The 24857-nt window shown below is 69.3% G+C and carries 21 protein-coding genes; 14 read left to right on the top strand and 7 right to left on the bottom strand.

What is annotated here, in order from left to right:
- Nucleotides 1-55: 55 nt before the first annotated feature.
- From OOT46_RS05820 to OOT46_RS05760, 13 genes are all read left to right on the top strand, one after another.
- Nucleotides 56-1786 (top strand): peptidoglycan D,D-transpeptidase FtsI family protein, encoded by a 1731-nt coding sequence (locus tag OOT46_RS05820; protein WP_265402767.1) that lies wholly within the window; start codon nt 56-58, stop codon nt 1784-1786.
- Nucleotides 1786-4725 (top strand): bifunctional UDP-N-acetylmuramoyl-L-alanyl-D-glutamate--2,6-diaminopimelate ligase MurE/UDP-N-acetylmuramoyl-tripeptide--D-alanyl-D-alanine ligase MurF, encoded by a 2940-nt coding sequence (gene murF / locus OOT46_RS05815; RefSeq protein WP_265402650.1) that lies wholly within the window; start codon nt 1786-1788, stop codon nt 4723-4725. The genes OOT46_RS05820 and murF overlap by 1 nt, the downstream gene beginning before the upstream one ends.
- Nucleotides 4719-5897 carry a phospho-N-acetylmuramoyl-pentapeptide-transferase gene (mraY, locus tag OOT46_RS05810; RefSeq protein ID WP_265402649.1) on the top strand — a complete coding sequence of 393 codons (1179 nt, stop codon included), beginning with the start codon at nt 4719-4721 and terminating at the stop codon, nt 5895-5897. Before murF ends, mraY begins: the two co-directional genes overlap by 7 nt.
- Complete coding sequence (gene murD, locus OOT46_RS05805; RefSeq protein WP_265402648.1) at nt 5897-7756, top strand: UDP-N-acetylmuramoyl-L-alanine--D-glutamate ligase; 1860 nt, start codon at nt 5897-5899, stop codon at nt 7754-7756. The genes mraY and murD overlap by 1 nt, the downstream gene beginning before the upstream one ends.
- Before the next feature lie 18 nt (nt 7757-7774).
- Complete coding sequence (gene ftsW, locus OOT46_RS05800; protein ID WP_265402647.1) at nt 7775-9043, top strand: putative lipid II flippase FtsW; 1269 nt, start codon at nt 7775-7777, stop codon at nt 9041-9043.
- Nucleotides 9044-9480: 437 nt separating this feature from the next.
- A complete protein-coding gene (murG, locus tag OOT46_RS05795; protein ID WP_265402646.1) occupies nt 9481-10587 on the top strand; it encodes an undecaprenyldiphospho-muramoylpentapeptide beta-N-acetylglucosaminyltransferase in 1107 nt (368 codons plus the stop codon).
- Nucleotides 10584-11996, top strand: coding sequence for a UDP-N-acetylmuramate--L-alanine ligase (gene murC, locus OOT46_RS05790; RefSeq protein ID WP_265402645.1), 1413 nt, complete (start codon nt 10584-10586; stop codon nt 11994-11996). Before murG ends, murC begins: the two co-directional genes overlap by 4 nt.
- Nucleotides 11993-12949, top strand: a complete 957-nt coding sequence (locus OOT46_RS05785) for a D-alanine--D-alanine ligase (protein ID WP_265402644.1) — start codon at nt 11993-11995, stop codon at nt 12947-12949. Before murC ends, OOT46_RS05785 begins: the two co-directional genes overlap by 4 nt.
- Nucleotides 12950-12974: 25 nt before the next feature.
- Complete coding sequence (locus tag OOT46_RS05780; RefSeq protein ID WP_265402643.1) at nt 12975-13739, top strand: cell division protein FtsQ/DivIB; 765 nt, start codon at nt 12975-12977, stop codon at nt 13737-13739.
- A 7-nt stretch (nt 13740-13746) separates the two neighbouring features.
- Nucleotides 13747-14976, top strand: coding sequence for a cell division protein FtsA (gene ftsA / locus OOT46_RS05775; protein WP_265402642.1), 1230 nt, complete (start codon nt 13747-13749; stop codon nt 14974-14976).
- Nucleotides 14977-15042: 66 nt separating this feature from the next.
- A complete protein-coding gene (gene ftsZ / locus OOT46_RS05770; RefSeq protein ID WP_265402641.1) occupies nt 15043-16263 on the top strand; it encodes a cell division protein FtsZ in 1221 nt (406 codons plus the stop codon).
- A 249-nt stretch (nt 16264-16512) separates the two neighbouring features.
- On the top strand, nt 16513-17448 hold the full coding sequence (gene lpxC / locus OOT46_RS05765; RefSeq protein ID WP_265402640.1) for a UDP-3-O-acyl-N-acetylglucosamine deacetylase: 936 nt from the start codon (nt 16513-16515) through the stop codon (nt 17446-17448).
- A 21-nt stretch (nt 17449-17469) separates the two neighbouring features.
- Nucleotides 17470-17667, top strand: coding sequence for a hypothetical protein (locus OOT46_RS05760; protein ID WP_265402639.1), 198 nt, complete (start codon nt 17470-17472; stop codon nt 17665-17667).
- 16 nt (nt 17668-17683) lie between these two features.
- Here the strand turns inward: OOT46_RS05760 and OOT46_RS05755 are convergent, their stop codons facing one another.
- Nucleotides 17684-18487, bottom strand: a complete 804-nt coding sequence (locus OOT46_RS05755; protein WP_265402638.1) for a response regulator transcription factor — start codon at nt 18485-18487, stop codon at nt 17684-17686.
- Between the two features lie 203 nt (nt 18488-18690).
- Between OOT46_RS05755 and OOT46_RS05750 the strand changes: the two genes are divergently transcribed.
- Nucleotides 18691-19590 carry a PEP-CTERM sorting domain-containing protein gene (locus OOT46_RS05750; RefSeq protein WP_265402637.1) on the top strand — a complete coding sequence of 300 codons (900 nt, stop codon included), beginning with the start codon at nt 18691-18693 and terminating at the stop codon, nt 19588-19590.
- Here OOT46_RS05750 and ruvC read toward each other — a convergent pair.
- The 6 genes from ruvC to dusB form a co-directional block, all read right to left on the bottom strand.
- On the bottom strand, nt 19587-20138 hold the full coding sequence (gene ruvC / locus OOT46_RS05745) for a crossover junction endodeoxyribonuclease RuvC (protein WP_265402636.1): 552 nt from the start codon (nt 20136-20138) through the stop codon (nt 19587-19589). The two genes, OOT46_RS05750 and ruvC, sit on opposite strands and share 4 nt — an antisense overlap.
- Before the next feature lie 22 nt (nt 20139-20160).
- Nucleotides 20161-21147 carry a phosphatidate cytidylyltransferase gene (locus OOT46_RS05740; protein ID WP_265402635.1) on the bottom strand — a complete coding sequence of 329 codons (987 nt, stop codon included), beginning with the start codon at nt 21145-21147 and terminating at the stop codon, nt 20161-20163.
- Nucleotides 21147-21773: a lysophospholipid acyltransferase family protein gene (locus OOT46_RS05735; protein ID WP_265402634.1), complete on the bottom strand. Its 627-nt coding sequence runs from the start codon at nt 21771-21773 to the stop codon at nt 21147-21149. Before OOT46_RS05735 ends, OOT46_RS05740 begins: the two co-directional genes overlap by 1 nt.
- A gap of 94 nt (nt 21774-21867) precedes the next feature.
- The gene (purH, locus tag OOT46_RS05730; protein ID WP_265402633.1) at nt 21868-23436 is read right to left on the bottom strand and encodes a bifunctional phosphoribosylaminoimidazolecarboxamide formyltransferase/IMP cyclohydrolase; all 1569 of its coding nucleotides are present in this window, start codon (nt 23434-23436) and stop codon (nt 21868-21870) included.
- A gap of 81 nt (nt 23437-23517) precedes the next feature.
- Nucleotides 23518-23754 (bottom strand): Fis family transcriptional regulator, encoded by a 237-nt coding sequence (locus OOT46_RS05725; protein WP_265402632.1) that lies wholly within the window; start codon nt 23752-23754, stop codon nt 23518-23520.
- Entirely contained in the window at nt 23751-24800 is a 1050-nt protein-coding gene (dusB, locus tag OOT46_RS05720) for a tRNA dihydrouridine synthase DusB (protein WP_265402631.1), read from the bottom strand. The genes OOT46_RS05725 and dusB overlap by 4 nt, the downstream gene beginning before the upstream one ends.
- Nucleotides 24801-24857: the final 57 nt, after the last annotated feature.

Raw genomic sequence — 24857 nt, 5'->3', positions numbered from 1 at the left:
GGCCTTCAAGAGCGGCGCCGAGCGCGGCGCGCGGACGCACGCAGTGCGCAACGTGATGTACGCCACCAGCCCGCTGCTGGCGTCCAAGACGCCGCCCTGGCGCTCCAAGTTCCTGGTCGCCTGCATCGGCCTGGGCTTCTGCCTGCTGGTGGGCCGGGCGGTCTATATCCAGATCATCGGCACCGACTTCTACCAGCGCCAGGGCGAGAGCCGCTACGCCCGCACCCTGGAGCTGCCGGCCAACCGCGGCCGCATCATCGACCGCAACGGCCTGATCCTCGCTTCCAGCGTGCCGGCGCCGTCCATCTGGGTCATCCCCAAGGACCTGGAAGCCGACACCTCCCAGAAGCGCCAGCTGGCGCGGCTGCTGGGCATGAGCGCGGCCGATCTCGAAAAACGCCTCGGCGACAACCCCAACTTCGTCTGGCTCAAGCGCCAGGTCGACGAGAACGTGGCCGAACAGGTCAAGGCCCTCGGGATCAAGGGCGTGCACCAGGTCAAGGAATACAAGCGCAAGTACCCCGAGGGCGAGGCGGCGGCCCACGTGGTGGGCTTCACCAATGTCGAGAACCGCGGCCAGGAAGGCATCGAGCTGGCGTTCCAGAACCAGCTGTCCGGCCGCGACGGCACCCGGCGTGTCATCAAGGACCGGCTGGGCCGCGTGGTCGAGGACCTGGGCGAGAGCGTCAACCCGCTGGACGGCCGCGACATCGAGCTGGCGATCGACTCCAAGGTGCAGTTTTTCGCCTACCAGCGGGTGCGTGACGCGGTCGCCGAGCACAAGGCCAAGGCCGGCTCGGTGGTGGTGCTCGACGTGCAGACCGGCGAGGTGCTGGCGCTGGCCAACTACCCGAGCTATGTGCCGGGCGAACGCCACAAGCTGGGCGGCTCGCAGCTGCGCAACCGCGCGCTGACCGACACCTTCGAGCCCGGCTCGACGATGAAACCCTTCATCGCTTCATTGGCGATGGAGCGCGGCCTGGTCACGCCCGACACGCCGATCAACACGGCGCCGGGCTGGATGATGGTGACCGGTTCGACCATCCGCGATTCGCACCCGCACGACATCCTGACGGTCGCCGAGGTGATCCAGAAGTCGAGCAACGTCGGCACCGTGAAGATGGCGATGCAGATGCCGCCGCGCGAGATGTGGGAGATGTTCACCGAGATCGGCCTGGGCCAGCGGCCGCAGCTGCCGTTCCCCGGCGTGGTGTCGGGCCGCCTGCGCCCCTACAAGAGCTGGCGGCCCATCGAGCAGGCGACCATGAGCTTCGGCTACGGCCTGTCGGTCTCGCTGTTCCAGCTGGCGCGCGCCTACACGGTGTTCGCGCGCGACGGCGAGCTGATCCCGATCTCGCTGGTCAAGACCGGCCAGCCGGTCAACGGTATCCCGGTGTTCCAGCCGCGCACCGCGCAGGTGATGCGCAAGATGCTGCAGATGGCGGCCGCGCCCGGCGGAACGGCGCCCAAGGCCCAGACCATCGGTTATTCGGTCGGCGGCAAGAGCGGCACCGCCCACAAGCAGGAAGGCAAGGGTTACGCCGACCGCAAGTACCGTTCGTGGTTTGTCGGCCTCGCGCCGGTCGACAAGCCGCGCATCGTCGTCGCCGTGATGGTCGACGAGCCGAACAACGGCAAGTATTTCGGCGGTGACGTCGCCGCGCCGGTGTTCAGCGAGGTGGTGCAGCAGACGCTGCGCATGATGGGCGTGCAGCCCGACCTCGCCGTGCAACCGCAGATCATCGCCGAGCAGCGCCAGGCGCCGGCGGTGGAGGAGAGCTTCTGATGGCGCTCGACGTCCTGACCTCGCCCGAGGCCGCGGCCGACTGGCTGCGCGCTCGCGTGACCGGTGCGCTGTGCACCGACAGCCGGCGTGTCGCGCCGGGCGACGCTTTTGTGGCGTGGCCGGGTTATGCCCGCGACGGCCGGGCTTTTGTCGCTGCCGCACTGCAGGCCGGCGCTGCCGCCTGCCTGGTGGAGGCCGAGGGTGCCGAGGCCTATGGCTTCGACGCGCCCGGCCTTGCCGGCCGGGTGGCCGCCGTGGCGGGCCTGAAGGCTGCCAGCGGCGCGATCGCGGACGCCTGGTACGGCCAGCCCTCGCGCCAGCTCCGTGTGGTGGCCGCGACCGGCACCAACGGCAAGACCTCCAGCGCCTGGTGGGTCGCGCAGGCGCTGAGTCTGATGGGCCGGCGCTGCGGCGTGATCGGCACGCTGGGGGTCGGAGAGCCGCCCTCGCGCGCGGTGCCCGACGCCCGCATCGTCTCGACCGGCCTCACCACGCCTGACCCGGTGACCTTGCACGCCGCCTTGCGCGGCTGGCTCGACCAGGGCCTGAAAGCCTGCGCCATCGAGGCGTCCTCGATCGGCATCGTCGAGCACCGCCTCGACGGCCTGCGCATCGAGGTCGCGCTGTTCACCAACTTCACCCGCGACCACCTCGACTACCACGGCGACATGACCAGCTACTGGGCCGCCAAGGAGCGGCTGTTCGGCTGGCCGGGCCTGCGCGCCGCGGTGATCAACCTGGACGACCCCCAGGGCGCGGCGCTCGCGATGCAGCTGCGCGCCGAAGGCCGCCTGCAGGTGATCGGCTATTCGCTGGTCGACGGCGGCGAGCTGCTGGCGCGCGAAGTGTCCTATCAGGACGGCGGGCTCTGCTTCACCCTGGTCGAAGGCGCCCACACCGCCCCGGTGCGCACCTCGCTGATCGGCGACTACAACGTCGCCAACCTGCTGGGCGTGATCGGCGCGCTGCGTGCCCTGGGCATCGGCCTGGCCGAGGCCGCGGCCGTCTGCGCCGAGCTGACCCCGGTGGCGGGACGCATGCAGCGCGTCGGCGGCGCGTCCGGGCCCTTGGCGGTGATCGACTACGCGCACACCCCCGACGCGCTGGAGAAGGCCCTGCAGGCGCTGCGTCCGCTGGCTGAGGAGCGCGGCGGACGTCTGTGGTGCGTGTTCGGCTGCGGCGGCGACCGCGACAGCACCAAACGTCCGCTGATGGGCGCCATCGCCGAGCGGCTGGCGGACCGGGTCGTGGTCACCAGCGACAACCCGCGCACCGAGCCGCCGGAGGCCATCCTGGCCCAGATCGTCGCCGGCATGGCGCGCCCCGCGGCCGCCACCGTGCTGGCGGACCGGCGCGCCGCGATCGGCCACGCACTCGGCCAGGCCGATCCCGCCGACGTGGTGCTGATCGCCGGCAAGGGCCACGAGGACTACCAGGACATCGGCGGCCGCAAACACCATTTTTCGGATGTCGAGGAAGCCGAGGCTGCCTTGCACAGGAGGGTACCTCCCATGATGACGCTGGCTCTGGCTCACAGCCTGCTGAAGGGCGCCACCCTGGAGGGTGACCCCGAGGTGCAGATCGAACGCGTGCACAGCGACACCCGCAGCCTGCGCCCCGGCGACCTGTTCGTCGCCCTCAAGGGCGAGCGCTTCGACGCGCACGACTTCCTGGCCCAGGCCAAGGCCGCCGGCGCCGTCGCTGCCCTGGCCGAACGCGGCCTGGCCGAGGCGGGCCTGTCGGGCCTGCAGGTGGCCGACAGCAAGCTGGCGCTGGGCGAGCTGGCCGCCGGCTGGCGCGCCCGCTTCGGCCTGCCGCTGATCGCGGTGACCGGCAGCAACGGCAAGACCACGGTCACCCAGATGATCGCGGCCATCCTGCGCGCCTGGCTGGGCGACACGGCCTTCTCCACGGTGGGCAACTTCAACAACGACATCGGTCTGCCGCTGACCCTGCTGCGCCTGCGCGGCGAACACCGCGCGGGGGTGGTCGAGCTGGGCATGAACCACCCCGGCGAGATCGCGTATCTCTCGCGCATCGCCGCGCCCACCGTGGCCCTGGTCAACAACGCCCAGCGCGAGCACCAGGAGTTCATGGCCACCGTCGAGGCGGTCGCCCGCGAGAACGGCAGTGTGATCGAATCGCTCGACACACGCGGCGTGGCGGTGTTCCCGGCCGACGAGCCCTACACGGCGCTCTGGAAGGGGCTGGCCGGCACCCGCCGCGTGATGACATTCGCCAGCCAGGGGCCGGCCGACGTGACGGGCGAAGGCCGCTGGGCCGGCGACCACTGGGCGCTGCACCTGCGCACGCCGGCCGGCGAGGCCGGCACCGAGCTGCGCATCGCCGGGGCCCACAACATCAAGAACGCGCTCGCGGCGAGCGCCTGTGCGCTGGCCGCCGGTGTGCCGCTGGACGCGGTGGCGCGCGGGCTGCGCGACTTCGAGCCGGTCAAGGGCCGCTCGCAGGTCAAGAGCTACCGGCGTGCCGGCCGCCAGGTCACGCTGGTCGACGACACCTACAACGCCAATCCGGACTCGATGCGAGCAGCCGTCGACGTGGTGGCCGCGATGCCGGGCCCGCGCTGGCTGGTGCTGGGCGACATGGGCGAGGTGGGCGACCAGGGCCCGGCCTTCCACACCGAGATCGGCGACTACGCGCGCGCCCAGGGCATCGACGTGCTCTGGACCGCCGGAGCACAGATGCAGTACGCGGCGCGCGCCTTCGGCGGCGCGCGCCATTTCGACAGCGCCGCCGCGCTGGCCGCCGCGCTGCATGAGCAGCCGGAGGCCGGCTGCGTGCTGGTCAAGGGCTCGCGCTTCATGAAGATGGAGCAGGTGGTGGAGGCCTTGCTGGCCTCCCCGTCCGGCGCCGCAGCGAGCGACTCACAAGACAAGAACGCGTCCGGCCCGTCGGGCGCACAGGAGCCCCGATGCTAGTCGGCCTCGCGCAATGGTTGATGAACCTCCAGCCCGACTGGACCTTCCTGCGCGTTTTCCAGTACCTCACCTTCCGCGCCGTGATGTCGGCGATGACCGCACTGCTGATCGGGCTGTGCCTGGGGCCGTGGGTGATCCGCCGCCTGACCGAACTCAAGATCGGCCAGCCGATCCGCGAGTACGGCGTGCAGACCCACCTCGCCAAGAGCGGCACGCCGACGATGGGCGGCGTGCTGATCCTGCTCAGCATCGCGATCTCCACGCTGCTGTGGTTCGACTGGACCAACCGTTTCGTCTGGATCGTGCTGCTGGTGACCCTGGGCATGGGCGCGATCGGCTGGGCCGACGACTGGCGCAAGGTGGTGCACAAGAACCCCGAGGGCATGCGCTCGCGCGAGAAGTACTTCTGGCAGTCGGTGATCGGGCTGCTGGCAGCCATCTACCTGGCCTTCAGCGTGTCGGAGACCTCCAACCTGCGGGTGCTGGAGCTGTTCGTGCGCTGGGTGCAGTCCGGCTTCTCCAACCCGCTGCCGCCCAATGCGGACCTGTTCGTGCCCTTCTTCAAGACCATCAGCTACCCGCTGGGGGTCTACGGCTTCATGATCCTGACCTACCTCGTGATCGTGGGCTCCAGCAATGCCGTCAACCTGACCGACGGCCTCGACGGACTGGCCATCATGCCGGTGGTGATGGTGGGCTCGGCGCTGGGCGTGTTCGCCTATGTGGTGGGCAGCTCGGTGTATTCGAAGTACCTGATCTTTCCCTACATCCCGGGCGCCGGCGAGCTGCTGATCTTCTGTGCGGCGATGGCCGGCGCGGGGCTGGCCTTCCTGTGGTTCAACACCCATCCGGCCCAGGTCTTCATGGGCGACGTCGGCGCGCTGGCGCTGGGCGGCGCCCTCGGCACCATCGCCATCATCACGCGCCAGGAGATCCTGCTGGCCGTGATGGGCGGCATCTTCGTCGTCGAAGCGCTGTCGGTGATGTTGCAGGTCAGCTATTTCAAGTACACGAAAAAACGCTACGGCGAAGGGCGCCGCATCCTGAAGATGGCGCCGCTGCACCACCACTTTGAGAAGTCCGGCTGGAAGGAGACGCAGGTCGTGGTCCGCTTCTGGATCATCACGATGCTGCTGTGCCTGGTCGGCCTGTCGTCGCTGAAGCTGCGCTGATGAAGGACCTGCAAGGCATCACCGTTCTTGTGCTCGGGCTGGGCGACTCCGGGCTTGCGATGGCGCGCTGGTGCGCCGCTGCGGGCTCGACGGTGCGCGTCTGGGACTCGCGCGAGACGCCGCCCCAGGCGGCCGCGCTGCGCGAGGCGGTGCCCGAGGCCCGGCTGCTGTCCGGCCCGCTGGGCAACGAGGTGCTCGACGGCGTGTCGCGTGTCTTCAAGAGCCCGGGGCTGTCGCCGCGCGACGAGCGGCTCGCGCCGCTGCTGGCCCGGGCCGCCGGGCTCGGCGTGCCGGTGCAGGGTGAACTCGACCTGTTCGCCCAGGCGCTGGCGCACCTGAAGGCCACGCGTGGTTATGCGCCGAAGGTGGTCGCGATCACCGGCACCAACGGCAAGACCACCACCACCTCGATGGCCGCGCTGTTGATCGAGCGCGCCGGCCGGCGTGTCGGCGTGGCCGGCAATATCGGACCGACGCTGTTGCAGACGCTGAGCGAGGCGCTGGCCCTGGAACCGGCGCCGGCCGAGGTTGAGGCCGAGCCGGTCGACTCAGCGGTGCCGGCCGAAGGCGGCGCCGAGGAGGGCGCCGGTGAGCCCGGCGCCGCCGATCTCGCCGCACTGGCCGCGCTCGACGGTGCCAGCGCTGCCGAGGTGGCTGCCGCCGGCGCCGAGGCAGGCGCCCCGGACGCCGAGACCTTGGAGCCGGCCGGCGCCGAATCCGAAGCGCCGGCCGCCGGCGACGACGACACCGGCCACGAGGCCGACCTCGCGGCGCTCCCGGAAGACGACGACCGCGCCCTGGAACTGGCGCCGCCACCGCCCGCCGCTCCGGTCTTCGAGCACCTGCCCGAGGTCTGGGTGCTGGAGTTGTCCAGCTTCCAGCTCGACGGTGTGCAAGGCTTCGAGCCCAGCGCCGCGGCGGTGCTCAATATCACCGAAGACCACCTCGACTGGCACGGCGACCTGGCTGGCTACGCCGCGGCCAAGGCGCGCATCTTCGGCACCGACGCGGTGATGGTCATCAACCGCGAAGACCCGATGGTGGAGGCCATGGTGCCGCCGCCGCAGTTCGTGAAGTCCAAGCTGCGCGGCCGGCCCGCGACCCGGGTGGAGCGGGCGGTGGTGCGCTTCGGGCTCGACGCGCCGCGCCGTCCGGGCGACTACGGCCTGATCACCCAGAACGGCATGGCCTGGCTGGTGCGCGCGATGGAGGCCGACGAGACCCTGAAGTCGGGCCGTGGCCGCAAGCGCGACGAGGCCGAGGAAGAAGAGCTGCACATCCAGCGCCTGATGCCGGCCGACGCCTTGCGCGTGCGCGGCCGCCACAATGCCGCCAACGCGCTGGCGGCGCTGGCGCTGGCCGCCGCGATCGGCTGCCCGCTCGCACCCATGCTGCACGGCTTGCGCGAATACGCCGGCGAGCCGCACCGCGTCGAATACGTCGCGACGCTCGAAGGCGTCGACTTCTTCGACGACAGCAAGGGCACCAATGTCGGTGCGACGGTCGCGGCGCTCGACGGCCTGGGGCTGGACCGCGCGCCGGCCAAGCTGCTGGTGATCCTGGGTGGCGACGGCAAGGGCCAGGACTTCGCGCCGCTGGCCCGACCGCTCTCGCTGCACGCGCGCTACGCCGCGCTGATCGGTCGGGACGCCCCGCTGGTGGCCCAGGCGCTGGCGGGCAGCGGCGTGCCCTACCAGCACTACGAGACGCTGGAAGCCGCCACCCGCGCCTGCGCCGAGCGCGCCCATGCCGGCGACGCCGTGCTGCTGAGCCCCGCCTGCGCCAGCCTGGACATGTTCCGCAACTACGCCCACCGCGCCGATGGTTTTCGTCGCCGAGGTGCGCGCCATGGCGGGTGAGCAGGGGGAGATGCTGGAATGAGCGAACCGCAGGCACGTTTCGGCTGGGAAGCCCTGCGGCAGCGTTTCAGCGCCGGCTTCGGTGCGCTGCTGCCGCAGCGCGATGCCGGCCTGCCGGTGCGCGACTGGGTCTCCACCGGCCAGCCCGGCCGGCCCCAGGGTTTCGACCAGCCGCTGCTCTGGGTGGTCGTGGCGCTGCTCGCGCTCGGCCTGGTGATGGTGTATTCGGCCTCGGTCGCGCTGCCCGACAACCCCCGTTTCGCGAACTACCGCCACGGCCACTTCCTGATGCGCCACGCGCTGTTCCTCGGCATCGCCTTCGTCGCCTCGCTGATCGCGATCCAGGTGCCGATGCAGGTCTGGGAGAAATACGCGCCCTGGCTGTTCGTCGCGGCGCTGCTGCTGCTGGTGGTGGTGCTGCTGCCCTTCATCGGCAAGGGTGTCAACGGCGCGCGGCGCTGGATCGGGCTGGGCCCCTTGAGCTTCCAGCCCTCGGAGCTGGCGAAGCTGGCGATCGCGCTGTACGCCTCCGACTACATGGTGCGCAAGATGGAGGTCAAGGAGCGTTTCTTCCGCGCCGTGCTGCCGATGGCCGTGGCCGTCGCGGTGGTGGGCCTGCTGCTGCTGGCCGAGCCGGACATGGGCGCCTTCATGGTCATCGCGGCGATCGCGATGGGCATCCTGTTCCTGGGGGGTGTCAACGGCCGCATGTTTTTCCTGATCACCGCGGTGCTGGTCGCGGCCTTCGTGCTGATGATCAGCTTCAGCGACTGGCGCCGCGAGCGCATCTTCGCCTACCTGAACCCCTGGGACGAGAAGTACACCCTGGGCAAGGCCTACCAGCTGTCGCACTCGCTGATCGCCTTCGGCCGCGGCGAGATCTTCGGTCAGGGCCTGGGCTCCAGCGTCGAGAAGCTGCATTACCTGCCCGAGGCGCACACCGACTTCCTGCTCGCGGTGATCGGCGAGGAGCTGGGTTTCGTCGGCGTCGCGGCGGTGATCTTCGCCTTCTTCTGGCTGACCCGCCGCATCTTCCACATCGGCCGCCAGGCCATCGCGCTGGACCGGGTGTTCTCGGGGCTGGTGGCCCAGGGTGTCGGCATCTGGATGGGCGGGCAGGCCTTCATCAACATGGGCGTCAATCTGGGCGTGCTGCCGACCAAGGGCCTGACCCTGCCGCTGATGAGCTATGGCGGCTCGGCCGTCCTGATGAACTGCATCGCGATCGCGGTGGTGCTGCGGGTGGACATGGAAAACCGGCAGCTGATGCGGGGAGGGCGGGCATGAGCTGGCTTCGTTCGCTTGCTTCGCTGTCTGGTGTCGATGCTGCCCGTGCTGGGGAGTCGCCCCTGCGGGGCGATGCCCGCTGCGCGGGCAGTGCCGGGAGTTCGCCCCGGCGGGCGACCTACTTTCTTTGCTTCGCCAAAGAAAGTAGGCAAAGAAAGGCGACCCGAGTGCGGCGCCCCTCGCTCCGCGAGGGGTCCTCTGCAGTGCTCGCGCCTGGAAGGCGGCTGCGCAACTCGCCCGTTTTTTGAAGGGGCTGTGCCCCTTCAAAACGGTGCTCGGACAGTGCTCGCCGACCCCGCTCGTGCCGAGCGGGGCAACCTTCCAGCCGCTGCGCTCCTCGACGCCGCACACGGGACCCAGGGTTCGGCTCGCCTGCGGCATCGTGCTGGGGGTGGGACGTCTCGCCTGCGGCATCGGGTTGGTCGCGGAGGTCGGGCATGAGCCGGCACCTCGTGATCATGGCCGCGGGCACCGGGGGGCACATCATTCCCGGCTTGGCCGTCGCCCAGGAAATGCAGCGGCGCGGCTGGACCGTCAGCTGGCTGGGCACCACCCAGGGCATGGAAAACCGCCTGGTGCCCTCGACCGGCATCCCGCTGGACACCATCGGTTTCAGCGGACTGCGCGGCAAGGGCCTGCTGCACACGATCACCGGCGGGCTGCGGCTGCTTGCCGCCTTCGGGGCCTGCTGGCGTATCCTGCGCGCCCGCAAGGCCGATGCGGTGCTGGGCATGGGCGGGTATGTCTGCTTCCCCGGCGGCGTCATGGCCGCAGCGCGTTTCACGCCGCTGGTGCTGGTCAATGCCGACGCGGCCCTGCTGATGAGCAACCGGGCGCTGCTGCCGGTGGCCGACATGGTGGCCTTCGGCTTCGATGGCGCCGCGGCGACCGTCAACAAGCGGGCCACTGTCACCGGCAACCCGGTGCGTGCCGAGATCGAGGAGATCCCCGTGCCGGCCGAGCGTTTTGCCGGCCGCCAGGGCCCGCTGCGCGTGCTCGTGGTGGGCGGCAGCCTGGGCGCGCGGGTGCTCAACGAGACGCTGCCCAAGGCGCTCGCGCTGTTGCCGCCCGAAGCGCGGCCGCACGTGACGCACCAGACCGGCCAGCTCAACCGCGACGGCGTCAAGGAGCTCTACAAGGCCCAGGGCCTGGACCCGGACGACGCCGCGATCGAGGTGCTGCCCTTCATCGACGACATGGCGCGCCGCCTGGCCGAGTGCGACCTGATCGTCTGCCGCGCCGGCGCCGTGACGGTCAGCGAGCTGTGCGCGGCCGGCGTCGCCAGCGTGCTGGTGCCGCTGATCGTCAGCACCACCTCCCACCAGCGCGACAACGCGCTCTACATGGCGCAGCACGGCGCAGCCCACCACCTGCCGCAGGCCGAGCTGACGCCCGAGCGCCTGGCCGAACTGCTGGGCGGCCTCGACCGCGCCTCGCTGCAGGCGATGGCCGAGAAGGCCCGCACGCTCGCTCGTCCACGGGCCGCCGCCAAGGTGGCCGACGAGCTCGAGAAGCTCGTGAACAAAAAGGAAGGCGTGGCATGAAACACGCAGTCAAGCACATTCATTTCGTCGGCGTCGGCGGCGCCGGCATGAGCGGCATCGCCGAGGTGCTGTTCAACCTCGGCTACACCATCTCCGGCTCGGACCAGAACGACAGCGCCACCCTGCGCCGGCTGGCCTCGTTGGGCATCCGCGTGATGCTGGGCCATGACGCCTCGCACATCGAGGGCGCCGACGCCATCGTCACCTCCACCGCGGTGCGCGGCGACAACCCCGAGGTCATCGCCGCCCGCTCGCGCCGCGTGCCGGTGGTGCCGCGCGCGGTGATGCTGGCCGAGCTGATGCGCCTGAAGCGCGGCATCGCGATCGCCGGCACCCACGGCAAGACCACCACCACCAGCCTGGTCGCCAGCGCGCTGGCCGAGGCCGGTGCCGACCCGACCTTCGTGATCGGCGGCCGCCTCAACAGCGCCGGCGCCAATTCGCGGCTGGGCAGCGGCGACTACATCGTGGTCGAGGCCGACGAATCCGACGCCTCCTTCCTGAACCTGATGCCCATCGTCTCGGTCGTCACCAACATCGACGCCGACCACATGGACACCTACGGGCACGACTACGCGAAGCTCAAGGCCGCCTTCGTCGACTTCCTGCACCGCATGCCCTTCTACGGCGCGGCCATCCTGTGCAGCGACGATCCCGGCGTGCGCTCCATCATCCCGATGGTCTCGCGCCCGGTCATCACCTACGGCTTCGGCGAGGACGCCCAGGTGCGCGCGCTCGACGTGCAGGCGCGCGACGGCCAGATGGTCTTCACCTGCCGGCGCCGCAACGGCGTCTCGCTGCCCGACGTGTCTGTCACCCTCAACCTGCCCGGCGAGCACAACGTGCTCAACGCGCTGTCGGTCATCGCGCTGACCACCGAGCTCGAGCTGCCCGACGAGCCGGTGCTGCGCGCGCTGGCCGAGTTCAAGGGCGTGGGCCGGCGCTTCCAGCGTTATGGCGAGCTGCCGGCCGCGGGCGGCGGCAGCTTCACACTGGTGGACGACTATGGCCACCATCCTGTCGAGATGGCGGCGACCCTGGCCGCGGCCCGCGGCGCCTTTCCGGGCCGGCGCCTGGTGCTGGCCTTCCAGCCGCACCGCTACACCCGCACGCGCGACTGCTTCGAGGATTTCGTCAAGGTCATCGGCAGCGCCGACGCGGTGCTGCTGGCCGAGGTCTATGCCGCCGGCGAGCCGCCCATCGTCGCGGCCGACGGCCGCTCGCTGGCGCGTGCGCTGCGTGTGGCCGGCAAGGTCGACCCGGTGTTCGTCGACGACATCGCGGCCTTGCCCCAGACCATCGTCGAGCAGGCGCGCGACGGCGACGTGGTGATCACGATGGGCGCCGGCTCGATCGGCGGCGTGCCCGGCCAGCTGAGCGTATCCCTCAAGAAAGGACTCCCCGCATGAAGCTCGATCTCTCTGCCATCGACCCGCAGGCGCTCGGCAAGGTGGCCGTGCTGATGGGCGGGAAGTCCGCCGAGCGGGAGGTCTCCATCATGTCCGGCACCGGCGTGCTCAACGCCTTGCGCTCGCAGGGGGTGGACGCCTACGCCTTCGATCCGACCGAGCGCGACCTGTCCGAGCTCAAGCGCGACGGCTATGCGCGCTGTTTCATCGCGCTGCATGGCCGCTACGGCGAGGACGGCACGGTGCAAGGCGCGCTGGAGTTGCTGGGACTGCCCTACACCGGCTCCGGCGTGATGGCCTCCGCCATCGCGATGGACAAGATCATGACCAAGCGCATCTGGCGCTTCGAGGGCCTGCCGACGCCGGACTGGCGCCTGGTCGCGAGCGCCGAGGACACCCGCCAGGCCTTCGCCGCCCTGGGCGCGCCGATGATCGTCAAGCCCTCGCGCGAGGGGTCGACGATCGGCCTCAGCAAGGTGACGAGGCTGGAGGAATGCGAGGCCGCCTACGAGCAGGCGGCCCGCCACGACCCCGAGGTGCTGTGCGAGGAATTCATCGCCGGCGACGAGACCACCTGCCCGGTGCTGGGCCAGGGCGCGGGCGCCGAGGCGCTGCCCGTGATCCGTATCGTGGCGCCCGAGGGCAACTACGACTACCAGAACAAGTACTTCACGGACGTCACGCAGTACCACTGCCCGAGCGGCCTGCCCGAGGCCGAGGAGCGCGAGATCCAGCGCCTGGCGGTGCAGGCCTTCCGCACCCTGGGCTGCGGCGGCTGGGCCCGGGCCGACGTGATGATCCGCTCCAGCGACCGCAAGCCCTTCCTGCTGGAGATCAACACCTCGCCGGGCATGACCGGCCACTCGCTGGTGCCGATGTCGGCCCGGGCGGCCGGCATCAGCTACGAGCAGCTGTGCCTGTGGCTGTGCGCCCAGGCCTCGCTTCACCTCTAGCAAGGGGTCGCACGAACCCCGCACCATGCAGACCACCACACCGCTGGACATCCGCCTCATGAACGCGACCGCAGCCCTGCTCTACATGCTGGCTGCGCTCGGCTTCGTCTGGGTGTCGGTGTCCTGGGTGACCCGCTGGCCGACCTTCGCGATCCGCGCCATCCGCATCGACAGCGAGCTGTCCCGCGCGACCGCCACCACCATCCGTGCGAACGCCTTGCCGAAACTCAGCGGCAATTTTTTCACGTTGGACCTGGAACAGACACGCCAGGCCTTCCAGGCGGTGCCCTGGGTGCGCCGAGCGGCGGTGCAGCGCATCTGGCCCGACCGGCTGGCGGTGCATCTCGAAGAACACCGCGTCGCTGCGTACTGGGGCGACAGCCGGCTGGTCAACAGCCATGGCGAGGTCTTCGAGGCCAACCTCGGCGACGTCGAGGAGGACAGCCTGCCGACCCTGCAGGGCCCGGAGGGCAGCGCCCGGCAGGTGCTGGACCTCTACGGCCGGGTGAACACGGCAGTGGCCCGGCTCCAGGTTCGTGTCGAGCGCCTCACGCTCTCGGACCGTGGCTCGTGGAAGGCCGGCCTGGACAACGGCGCACAGATCGAGATGGGACGCGGCGACGCGGATGAAGTGATGACGCGGCTGGAGCGTTTCGTCGGCACCTGGGCGCAGGTCGCGGCGAGCTATCCCGGACCGCTGGAGTACGCCGACCTGCGGCACCACAACGGCTATGCGGTGCGCATCAAGGGCATCACGACCAGCGTGCCGGGCGAGGCCAAGAGGAACTGAGGGCAAGATGGCCAAGGAATACAAAGATCTCGTTGTCGGCCTCGACATCGGCACCGCCAAGGTGATGGCGGTCGTCTCCGAGGTGCTGCCGAGCGGCGAGCTGCGGCTGGCGGGCCTGGGCGTGGCGCCGTCGCATGGTCTCAAGCGTGGCGTGGTGGTCAACATCGACGCCACCGTGCAGTCCATTCAGCAGGCCTTGAAAGAGGCCGAGATGATGGCCGACTGCAAGATCACGCGGGTCTACACCGGCATCACCGGCAGCCACATCCGCGGGCAGAACTCGACCGGCATGGTGATCGTGCGCGACAAGGAGGTCACGCCCATCGACGTGGCGCGGGTGGTGGAGACGGCCAAGGCCATCAACATCCCCAACGACCAGAAGCTGCTGCTGGTCGAGCCGCAGGAGTTCGTGATCGACGGCCACGAGGTCAAGGAGCCGATCGGCATGAGCGGCGGCCGGCTCGAGGTCAAGGTGCACATCGTCACGGGTGCTCAGAGCGCGGCCGAGAACATCGTCAAGTGCGTGCGGCGCTGCGGCCTGGAAGTCGAGCAGCTGGTGCTCAACCCCTCGGCGTCCAGCCTGTCGGTGCTGACCGAGGACGAGAAGGACCTGGGCGTCGCCCTGGTCGACATCGGCGCCGGCACCACCGACGTGGCGATCTTCACCGACGGCGCGATCCGCCACACCGCCGTGATCCCCATTGCCGGCGACCTCATCACCAGCGACATCGCAATGGCGCTGCGCACGCCGACCAAGGACGCCGAGGAGATCAAGGTCGACTTCGGCGTGGCCAAGCAGCTGCTGGCCGACCCGGACGAACAGGTCGAAGTGCCCGGCCTCGGCGACCGGGCACCCCGAATGCTTTCACGCCAGGCATTGGCCGGCGTGATCGAGCCCCGCGTGGAAGAGATTTTTTCACTGGTGCATCAAGTCATCCGCGAGAGCGGCTACGAGGAGCTGCTGTCGTCGGGCATCGTGCTCGCAGGCGGCTCGGCCGTGATGCCCGGCATGGTGGAGTTGGGCGAAGACATCTTTCTAAAACCCGTGCGCAAGGGCATCCCGACTTATTCCGGGGCCCTGCACGACATGGTGGCGAACCCGCGTTCAGCCACCGTCATGGGACTCTTGGAGGAGGCGCGGCTGGCGCGCGTGCGGGGACATCGGGCGGCCCAGCAGGCCGGCTCGGTGAAGACGCTGTTCGGCCGCGTGAAGGATTGGTTCATAGGAAATTTCTGAGGACGCCAGAGGCGTCGGTCGGAGAAGGTTTTTTTGTAGGCGAAGCTAGTGACGAAGGAGGTCCAAATGCCTATTGAGATGATCGAAGAATTCAACCTGGGGACCCAGATCAAGGTGATCGGCGTCGGTGGCGGCGGCGGCAATGCCGTCGAACACATGATGGCGCAGGGCGTCCAGGGTGTTGAATTCATCTGCGCGAATACCGACGCGCAGGCCCTCAACCGCTCGGCGGCTCACAAGCTGATCCAGCTGGGCACCACCGGCCTGGGCGCCGGTGCCAAACCCGAGGCCGGCAAGGCCGCCGCCGAGGAGGCCGTGGATCGCATCCGCAGCGCCATCGAAGGCGCCAACATGCTCTTCATCACCGCCGGCATGGGCGGCGGCACCGGCACCGGTGCGGCCCCCGTGATCGCGCGTGTGGCCAAGGACATGGGGATCCTGACGGTCGGTGTGGTGACCAAGCCTTTCGAGTTCGAAGGCAGCCGCCGCATGAAGCAGGCCGACGTCGGCATGAACGAGCTGGAGGCCAACGTCGACTCCCTGATCGTGGTGCTCAACGAGAAGCTGCTGGAGGTGCTGGGCGACGACGTCACCCAGGACCAGGCTTTCGCGCAGGCCAATGACGTCCTGAAAAACGCCGTCGGCGGCATCAGCGACATCATCCACATCCCGGGCCTGGTGAACGTCGACTTCGAGGACGTCAAGACCGTGATGAGCGAGCCGGGCAAGGCGATGATGGGCACCGCCGTCGCGCAGGGTCCGGACCGCGCCCACAAGGCCGCCGAGGCCGCCGTGGCCTGCCCGCTGCTGGAAGGCATCGACCTGTCGGGCGCGCGCGGCGTGCTGGTGCTGATCGCGGCGGCGCGCGGCACCTTCAAGCTGAGCGAAAGCCGCAACGCGATGAACACGATCCGCCGCTATGCAGCCGATGATGCACATGTGATCTACGGCACGGCCTACGACGACAGCCTGGGCGACCAGCTGCGCGTCACGGTGATCGCCACCGGCCTGTCGGGCAATGCGCGTCGCCAGCAGGCACCCATCAGCGTGGTGCACTCGCAGCCGGCGCTGCGCACCGGCACCGACAACATCCCGGTGCTCAACAGCCCGGTGCATTCGGGCCATGGCGGCCACGGCGGCCACGCGGCGCATGACTACAGCAGCTTGAACACGCCGAGCGTGTGGCGTTCGGGGCGGACACAGGCGGCGGCGAAGGTCGATGCGCTGGCGAGCAACGGGATGGACGAGATCGAGATCCCCGCCTTCCTCCGCAAACAAGCTGACTGAGGGGGTGATGAGCTGCTGCGCGGGCCGATCTGGCGGCTGTGGTCCTCGCCGTACGGGAGTACGGCTGCGGTCCTCGCCGCCACCTCGGCCCGCTCGCTCGCTCATCCCCTCCCTCAGTCGGCGGCCTGGAGGCCGCCACGCTCGGCTTGCTCGTCTCGCTTTGCTCGACTTCGGGATTGCTGGTTTTCGTAATCGTGGCGATCAAAAGCTTTCGGAGCGGGTTAGTCCTCGCTTGACTAAAATGCGGACATGCTTCAACAACGCACCCTCAAGTCGCTGACGCGGGCGGTCGGCGTCGGATTGCACAGTGGCCATCGCGTGGAACTCACGCTGCGGCCGGCTGCGCCCGACACCGGCATCGTGTTCCGGCGCGTGGATCTGCCGGTGCCGGTCGAGATCCCCGTCTCGGCCGCGGCGATCAGCGACACGCGGCTGGCGTCGACCCTGTCGGCCGGGGGCGACCCCGGCGCGCCCAAGGTGCACACCGTTGAACACCTGATGTCCGCCTGCGCGGGCTTGGGGCTCGACAACCTGTATGTCGACATCACCGCCGAAGAAGTCCCGATCCTGGACGGCTCTGCAGCCTCCTTCGTCTACCTCTTGCAGAGCGCCGGGATCGAACTTCAGGGGGTGCCCAAGCGCTTCCTGCGCATCAAGAAGCCGGTGGAAGTGCGTGAAGGGGAGGGGCCGACGCTGAAGTGGGCCCGCCTCGAACCCTTCCACGGCTACAAGCTTTCCTTCGAGATCGACTTCGACCACCCGGCCGTCGACCAGACCGGCCAGCGGGTGGTGTTCGATTTCTCCTCGGGCCGCTACACGCGCGACATCGCGCGGGCCCGCACCTTCGGCTTCACGAAGGACGTCGAGATGATGCGCACGCGCGGGCTGGGCCTGGGCGGCAGCATGGACAACGCGATCGTGGTCGACGACTACCGCGTGCTCAATGCCGAGGGCCTGCGCTACGACGACGAGTTCGTGAAGCACAAGATCCTGGACGCCATCGGCGACCTCTATGTGGTCGGCAAGCCGCTGCTGGCCGCCTACAGCGCCTTCAAGTCGGGCCACGCGCTCAACAACAAGCTGCTGCGCGCGGTGCTGGCCGACGCGAGCGCCTACGAGATCGTCAGCTTCGAGGACGAGGCCCACGCCCCTTCCGGCTTCGCGCAGCTGGCGCCGGCCTGGTAAGACACCGGGCAGGACCGTGCGATGTTCGCCGTTGTCCGCATCCTGGTTTTCCTGCTGCTGCTGACGTCCATCGTCTGCTTCGGGCTCTACCTGTGGACCCGGCAGCCGCACTACTTCCGCATCGGGCTCGTGATCGTCAAGTGGACGGTGATCGCCGGGCTGGTGTTTTTCGGCGTGCTGATCGGCGAGCGGCTCTGGCCGGGCGGCACGGAGCCCTGAGGGCGCCGGCGGTGTTTCACTCTCCTGCACCGACCAGCGAAGGCCGCGGCCGCGACGTCCCGCCCGGCGCCTCGCCGAGCAGCTTGTGGTGCAGTTCGACCTTGTTGTGCACCCCGAGCTTGCGGAAGGCCGCGTGCAGATGGGCCTTCACGGTGCCCGGCGACACATCCAGGCAACGCGCCACCGCCTTGCAGCTGGACCCCGAAGCATAGGCCAGGGCGACCGCCACCTCGCGCGGCGTGAGCCCGTGCGCGGCGGCCGGCGTCTGCAGCGCCAGCAGGCCGGGCGCGTGCTCGCCGCCGGAGGAAGGCTGCAGGCCGCGGTCGAGCTTCATCACCAGCGGCAGCAGCCGGCTGCAGGCGTCGGCTTGCGCTGCCGTGAAGGGCCGGCGCGTGTCCTCGCGGTAGAGCGTCATCCAGCTGAGGCCATGGTCGACCTCGTTCTCGACGCCGCCGAGCAGCAGATGCGCCACCCGGTAGTGGCGCAGATAGTCGGCCACGCGGCCGAGCCGTGCCTCGCGGTAGTGCGCCTCGACGGCGATGTTCTGCAGCAGCCCGGGGCAGCTCGCGAAACGCTGGCCGACCGAGTCCAGGTGGCGCACCGCGACGTAGTCGGTCAGGAAGGCCGGCGGCCGGTCCACCACCTCGGCCCGTGTGATCGCGATCACCGAGCCGTAAAGCCGGGCCCCGTCGCCGTGCACCAGCCCGTCGCAGCCGAGTTGCGACATGAACCACTGGATCACGTGGGCGCGGAACTCCGCGAGCGTCGCGGACGCGGCCACTTCGATAAAGCCGGCGGAGGCAGTTTCGCAGTGAAGCATCGGACGGACTCGATGGGGTGGCGGAGTTGCACCGTACTGTGGCGCAGAAGACCGCTCGCGAGCTGTCATTGTTGACACGCAGGAAGTGGCTCAGAACTGAAGCGAAGTTGCGGCAACCCTGAATGCCCCTGCTTTCAACGGCGGGTTGCGATACCTGCCCAAGTTGGCTAGCGTTCGCTTTCCACTGCCTCCCAGGAGCGTTCATGCCTTTGCGTCTGCCTTCGCGCCAGCGTCTCCCGGCCCTGGCCGCCCTGTCTTTGGCCTCCCTGCTTTCCCTCTTGTGCCCGGCCGGCGTTCAGGCGCATGAGGTGGACGCGGCGCTGAGGGCGATCCGCTTCGAGCTGCGCGACCTGGACCCCGACGGTGGATCGGCGCCGGCGCCGGTGCTGAACCTCGGCGGCCAGCTGAGCGCCCATGCCTGGTCCTCCCACACCGCTGCCGCGGATCCCTCACGGGACTACAGCACCGGCGTTCTCGATGAGAGTTCGACGTGGCCCCGGGCCGACGACCAACACGAAGCGGTGGATGTCCGGCACCGCAGCCGTGCGGAGCTGAGCGCGCAAGGCGGCCGGTTGCGCGCCCAGCTGGACGATCGCCGCCAGCGCTTCGACCTGAGCGTCAGCGCCGACCTGACGTCGCGCGACTACGGGGCGAGTTTCGTCGCCATTGCGGCGGGCAGCAGCCTGACGCTCACGGCCGATTCGCGGCTGGCGCTGACCACGGTGTCGCACTGCGGGGCGGGCGGTATGTGCGCTGGCACCGAGGCCCGCACCTTGCTGTCACTCGCCATCTTCGGCCGGCCTTCGATCGACGGCGAAGCGCAGACCATCACCGACTCGCACCGCCTGCAGCTTTACAGCGACGTGGACGACCCGGCCGGCGTCGAACGGCGACAGGCCAGCAGCGAGCAGCTGTCAGTCAGCTTCGAGAACCGCAGCGGCGCCACCGTCTATGCACTGTTGGATCTGCAGGCCAGCGCCTACGGCTTTGCGGCGGCACCGGTGCCCGAGCCGGCCAGCTGGGCGCTGGTGCTCATCGGCGCGGCGGGGGTCGGGGCTGCGGCGCGGCGGTCCCGAGTGTCAGCTTCAGTGGAGAGGCCCTAGTACGTCCGCCCGCCTTTGAACTGCGCGTGCGTGCGCCGCGCCAGCGCGCCGCCGGCCTTCGCAATGGCATCGAAGGAGCGCCCCGCATGGGCGTGGCAGATCGCGATGCCCAGCGCGTCGGCCGCGTCCTTGCCGGGGGCCGAGGGCAGCTTGAGCAGGCGGGCGACCATCTCCTGGATCTGTTCCTTGCGCGCCATGCCATGGCCGGTGATGGCCTTTTTCATCTGCAGCGCGGTGTACTCGCTGACCGGCAGCGAGCAGCTGACCAGGCCCGCCAGTGCCGCGCCGCGGGCCTGCCCGAGCAGCAGCGTGGACTGCGGGTTGACGTTGACGAAGACGATTTCCACCGAGGCCACCGTGGGCGTGTAGCGGCGCACCACCTCCTGCACGCCGTCGAAGATGATCTTGAGGCGGCCCGGCAGGTCACCCTGAGCCGCGTCGCGCGTCTTGATGGTGCCGCTGGCGACGTAGTGCAGCTGCGCGCCTTCCACGTCCACCAGGCCGAAGCCGGTGCACTGCAGGCCGGGGTCGATGCCGAGCACCCTCATGTCTGGCTCAGTGGGTCAAGGTTCAGATGTTGAAGTACCAGCGCACCGAATGGAAAAACACCGGCGCGGCGAAACAGATCGCAGCGATGCGGTCGAGCAGGCCCACCGCACCGGTCACCAGGCGCCCTTCGTTGCCCCAGAAGTGCACGCCGGCGTCCTTCTTCAGGGCCTTCATCACGAAGTGGCCGAAGCTGCCCGCCGCACAGGCGATCAGCGACATGCCCAGGGCCTGACCCGGCTTGAAGGGCGTGATCCAGTAGAGCAGGGTACCGATCAGGCCGCCGCAGATCACGCCGGCCCAGGCCGAGCCCCACGAAAAGGAGGCGCTGATGCGCGGCGCGACCGGTTTCAGCGACCGGTAGTTTCGCGCGACATAGGCCTGGATCAGCATGCAGGATTGCACGACAAAGACCAGAAAAAACAGCAGGAAGGCGCCGCGGTCCTCGAAGCCGGGGAAGTCCAGCCGCAGCAGCGCGGGCGCGTGGCTCAGGCCGTAGACGCAGACCATGATGCCCCACTGGATGTTGGCATTGCGCTCCAGGAAGCGCTCGGGGTCGTTGGCGATCGCGCTCATCACGGGAATGGCGAAAAACACGTACACCGGCACGAACACGGTGAACAGGTCGAAGTAACGCGCACCGACCAGCGAGTACTGCACCGGCAGCACCACGAAAAACGCCAGGATCAGGCTGCGGTGGTCGCCGCGGCGGGTGTGCGACAGCGTGATGAACTCGCGCAGCGCGAAAAACGACAGCGCGCCGAACAGCAGCACCGACACGAAGGTGCCGGCGATCCAGGCCATCCAGAACACCGTGACCATGACCCAGGAGGTCTGCAGCTGGCGCTTGAAGCGCTCGGCGCTTGTGCTCTGCGCCTCGTCGGTGGCCTTGATGCTCAAGGCCACGCCGAGCATCGTCGCCAGGCTCAGCAGGCCGAAGACGATCAGGAACAGGGCACCGATCTGCTCGCCGGCGCTGAGCGCGCGCAGGTATTTGAGGAACTCGCTCATCAGTGGCTCCGGCCCAGCCTGCGCAGCGAGGTCACGGCTTCGCGCGCGCGTTCCAGGAAGGCCCGCTTGTCCTCGTCGGGCAGCAGTTGCATCGGCGCACCGAAGGTGACCGAGCAGAGGATGGGGGCCGGCACCACCTCACCCTTGGGCATCACGCGCTGCACGTTGTCGATCCAGGCCGGGATCAGCTGGACCTCGGGGAACTGCCGCGCCAGGTGGTAGAGGCCGGACTTGAAGGCCTGCGGTTCGCCCAGGTTGCTGCGCGTGCCCTCCGGGAAGATCACCAGCGAGTCGCCGTGGCGCAGTGCCTCGACCAGGGGTTCCAGCGGGTCCTGGTCATCGGTGCGCTGACGGTTGACGTAGACGGCGTTGAACACCTCGCGCGTGAGCCAGTGTTTCAGCGGCGAGGAGGTCCAGTAGTCCTTGGCGGCGATGGGCCGGGTGTGGGCGCGCAGCTCGCGGGGCAGGGCGCACCAGATCAGCACCCAGTCCAGGTGGCTCTGGTGGTTGGCGAAGTAGATGCGCTGCTCGGCCTTGGGCACGCATCCGTACCAGTGGCCCTGCGCGCCGGTGACCAGGCGCGCGACGAAGGACAGCAGCAGTCCCGTGGTGTTGGACAGGCTCATGCGCGCATGGTAGCGGCCGGGCGGGCCCCGGGATGTCGCGTTGGCGGCGCACCCCCCGGGGCCTGGGGGGCGCGAGCGCCCCCCAGGCCGGGTTTCAGTGGCGGAAGTGGCGGGTGCCGGTCAGCACCATCGCGATGCCGCGCTCGTTGGCCGCGGCGATGACCTCGTCGTCGCGCATGCTGCCGCCCGGCTGGATCACGCAGGTGGCACCCGCGTCGCAGACCACGTCCAGGCCATCCCGGAACGGGAAGAAGGCGTCGCTCGCGACCGCCGAGCCGGCCAGGGTCAGGCCGGCGTTCTCGGCCTTGATCGAGGCGATGCGCGCCGAGTCGATGCGGCTCATCTGGCCGGCGCCCACGCCCAGCGTCATGCCGCCGGCGCAGAACACGATGGCATTGCTCTTGACGAACTTGGCCACCTTCCAGGCGAACAGCAGGTCCTGCATCTGCTCGTGGGTGGGCTGCTTGGCCGTCACCACACGCAGCTCGCTGGCCGCGACGTTTTTCGCGTCGGCCGACTGCAGCAGCACGCCGCCGCCGACACGCTTGAAGTCATAGGGGTTGGCGTCGCGCGCCAGCGGCACCTGCAGCAGCCGCACGTTCTGCTTGGCCTTGAAGATCTCCAGCGCCTCCGGGCTGTAGGCCGGGGCGATCAGCACCTCGACGAACTGCTTGGCGACCAGCTCCGCCGCCGCCTTGTCCAGCGTCTGGTTGAAGGCGATGATGCCGCCGAAGGCCGAGGTCGAGTCGGTCTTGAAGGCCTTGGCATAGGCCTCGGCCGCATTGCCCGCCACCGCCACGCCGCAGGGGTTGGCGTGCTTGATGATCACGCAGGCCGGGGCGTCGAAGGTCTTGACGCATTCCCAGGCCGCGTCGGCGTCGGCGATGTTGTTGTAGGACAGCTCCTTGCCCTGCAGCTGGCGGTAGTGCGCCAGGCTGCCGGCCACCGGCTGGGCGTCGCGGTAGAAGGCGGCGCCCTGGTGCGGGTTCTCGCCGTAGCGCATGTCCTGCGTCTTGTGCAGCTGCAGGTTGAAGACGGCCGGCCAGTCGGCGCGCTGGGGCACCGCGGCGGTGGCGGCTTCCGAGCCCTCTTCGAGCGCGGTCAGGTAGTTGGTGATCATGCCGTCGTAGGCGGCGGTGTGCGCGAACACCTTCTTGGCCAGCAAGAACTTGGTGGCGCGCTCGATGCGGCCGGCCTTCAGCTCCGTGAGCACCCGCTCGTAGTCGCTCGGGTCGATCACGACCGCCACGTCCTGCCAGTTTTTCGCGGCGGCGCGCAGCATCGCCGGGCCGCCGATGTCGATGTTCTCGATCGCGTCTTCCAGCGTGCAGTCGGGCCGCGCGGTGGCCTGCCTGAAGGGATAGAGGTTGACGATCAGCAGGTCGATGGTGCCGATGCCGTGGCTCTTCAGCGCCGCCATGTGCTCGGGCAGGTCGCGGCGTGCCAGCAGGCCGCCGTGGATGCGCGGGTGCAGGGTCTTGACGCGGCCGTCCAGCATCTCGGGAAAGCCGGTGACCTCGGCCACCTCGGTCACGGGCAGGCCTTTTTCAGCCAGCAGTTTGGCCGTGCCTCCGGTGGACAGCAGCTTGGCGCCCTGCGCGTGCAGGGCTTGGGCGAATTCGACGATGCCGGTCTTGTCGGATACGGAGAGCAGGGCTTGCATGGTGGGGCTCGGTAGGAAGGCTCGGTGGGGAAGCGCGGTGGGACGGGAAGCGGTGGCGGAGCCGGCGGGCGGCCCCGCCTTTCATTTCAGCAGCTTGTGCTCGACGAGCTTGCGCCGCAGCGTGTTGCGGTTGATGCCCAGCCATTCGGCGGCACGCGACTGGTTGCCGTCGGCCTGTTGCATCACCACTTCGAGCAGCGGTTTCTCGACGATGGTCAGGATCATGTCGTACATCGAGTGCGGTTCTTCGCCGCGCAAGTCCTTGAAGTAGGACTCCAAGCTGCTGCGGATGCACTCTTCGATGTTTTTCTTGCTCATGCGGCTTCCCGGGTCAGGTGCTCGGCGGCGTCGTTCGATGCGGGGCCTGCGCTGGGCAGGCGCTCTCGGGACGCAGCCAGGCTATGGAAAAAATCGGACACCGCGGACAGTTGCTGCTCGCAGGTCTCGAGGGTGTTCATGTGCGCGCGGAAGGCCTCGCCGCCGGGCAGCGAGCGGACATACCAGCCGATGTGCTTGCGCGCGGTGCGCACGCCGGTGAACTCGCCGTACAGGTCGTAGTGGTCGTGCAGGTGCTCGGTGAGCCAGTCCTGCACCTCCCGCACCCGCGGTGGCACGGCATGCTCGCCCGTGGCCAGGTAGTGCGAGATCTCGCGGAAGATCCAGGGCCGGCCCTGCGCGGCGCGGCCGACCATCAGCGCGTCGGCGCCGGTGGCCTGCAGCACCGCCTTGGCCTTCTCGGGGCTGGTGATGTCGCCGTTGGCGACCACCGGGATGCGCAGCGCCGCCTTGACGGCGGCGATGGTCTCGTACTCGGCCTCGCCCTTGTAGCCCTGCTCCCGGGTGCGGCCGTGCACGGTCAGCATCGCAATGCCGGCCGACTCGGCGGCGCGCGCAATGCTGAGCGCGTTCTTGTGCTGCTGGCACCAGCCGGTGCGCATCTTCAAGGTGACGGGAACGCCCCGAGGTGCACAGGCGGTGACGACCGCCTCGACGATGCGCAAGGCCAGCGTCTCGTCCTGCATCAGCGCCGAGCCGGCCCACTTGTTGCACACCTTCTTGGCCGGGCAGCCCATGTTGATGTCGATGATCTGGGCCCCGCGGTCGATGTTGTAGGCGGCGGCCTCGGCCATCATGATGGGCTCGGTGCCGGCGATCTGCACCGCGATGGGGGCGACCTCGCCGTTGTGGTTGGCGCGGCGCGAGGTCTTCAGGCTGTCCCACAGGTCGCGGCGCGAGGTCACCATCTCGCTGACCGCGTAGCTGGCGCCCAGGCGCTTGCACAGGCGGCGGAAAGGCCGGTCCGTGACGCCCGCCATGGGCGCGACGAAAAGCGGATTCGCCAGTTCGAACGGGCCGATCTGCATGGGGACGAAGGTGTGGGGCGTGCTGAAAAAGGAGGCAGAGTATAGCGGCTGCCGGCC

Origin of the sequence: Aquabacterium sp. A7-Y (genome assembly GCF_026153205.1) — a bacterium.
Lineage (GTDB): Bacteria > Pseudomonadota > Gammaproteobacteria > Burkholderiales > Burkholderiaceae_C > Caldimonas.
Note: the sequence above shows the minus strand (reverse complement) of the source record. Positions and strands in the feature narration are given on the sequence as shown.

Coding starts and splice junctions, on each gene's coding strand:
- OOT46_RS05725 (WP_265402632.1), bottom strand. CDS start 23,754: ATGAGCAAGAAAAACATCGAAGAGTGCATCCGCAGCAGCTTGGAGTCC.
- murG (WP_265402646.1), top strand. CDS start 9,481: ATGAGCCGGCACCTCGTGATCATGGCCGCGGGCACCGGGGGGCACATC.
- dusB (WP_265402631.1), bottom strand. CDS start 24,800: ATGCAGATCGGCCCGTTCGAACTGGCGAATCCGCTTTTCGTCGCGCCC.
- ruvC (WP_265402636.1), bottom strand. CDS start 20,138: ATGAGGGTGCTCGGCATCGACCCCGGCCTGCAGTGCACCGGCTTCGGC.
- mraY (WP_265402649.1), top strand. CDS start 4,719: ATGCTAGTCGGCCTCGCGCAATGGTTGATGAACCTCCAGCCCGACTGG.
- ftsZ (WP_265402641.1), top strand. CDS start 15,043: ATGCCTATTGAGATGATCGAAGAATTCAACCTGGGGACCCAGATCAAG.
- ftsW (WP_265402647.1), top strand. CDS start 7,775: ATGAGCGAACCGCAGGCACGTTTCGGCTGGGAAGCCCTGCGGCAGCGT.
- OOT46_RS05755 (WP_265402638.1), bottom strand. CDS start 18,487: ATGCTTCACTGCGAAACTGCCTCCGCCGGCTTTATCGAAGTGGCCGCG.
- OOT46_RS05760 (WP_265402639.1), top strand. CDS start 17,470: ATGTTCGCCGTTGTCCGCATCCTGGTTTTCCTGCTGCTGCTGACGTCC.
- OOT46_RS05785 (WP_265402644.1), top strand. CDS start 11,993: ATGAAGCTCGATCTCTCTGCCATCGACCCGCAGGCGCTCGGCAAGGTG.
- OOT46_RS05750 (WP_265402637.1), top strand. CDS start 18,691: ATGCCTTTGCGTCTGCCTTCGCGCCAGCGTCTCCCGGCCCTGGCCGCC.
- ftsA (WP_265402642.1), top strand. CDS start 13,747: ATGGCCAAGGAATACAAAGATCTCGTTGTCGGCCTCGACATCGGCACC.
- OOT46_RS05780 (WP_265402643.1), top strand. CDS start 12,975: ATGCAGACCACCACACCGCTGGACATCCGCCTCATGAACGCGACCGCA.
- OOT46_RS05735 (WP_265402634.1), bottom strand. CDS start 21,773: ATGAGCCTGTCCAACACCACGGGACTGCTGCTGTCCTTCGTCGCGCGC.
- OOT46_RS05820 (WP_265402767.1), top strand. CDS start 56: ATGTACGCCACCAGCCCGCTGCTGGCGTCCAAGACGCCGCCCTGGCGC.
- lpxC (WP_265402640.1), top strand. CDS start 16,513: ATGCTTCAACAACGCACCCTCAAGTCGCTGACGCGGGCGGTCGGCGTC.
- OOT46_RS05740 (WP_265402635.1), bottom strand. CDS start 21,147: ATGAGCGAGTTCCTCAAATACCTGCGCGCGCTCAGCGCCGGCGAGCAG.
- murD (WP_265402648.1), top strand. CDS start 5,897: ATGAAGGACCTGCAAGGCATCACCGTTCTTGTGCTCGGGCTGGGCGAC.
- murF (WP_265402650.1), top strand. CDS start 1,786: ATGGCGCTCGACGTCCTGACCTCGCCCGAGGCCGCGGCCGACTGGCTG.
- purH (WP_265402633.1), bottom strand. CDS start 23,436: ATGCAAGCCCTGCTCTCCGTATCCGACAAGACCGGCATCGTCGAATTC.
- murC (WP_265402645.1), top strand. CDS start 10,584: ATGAAACACGCAGTCAAGCACATTCATTTCGTCGGCGTCGGCGGCGCC.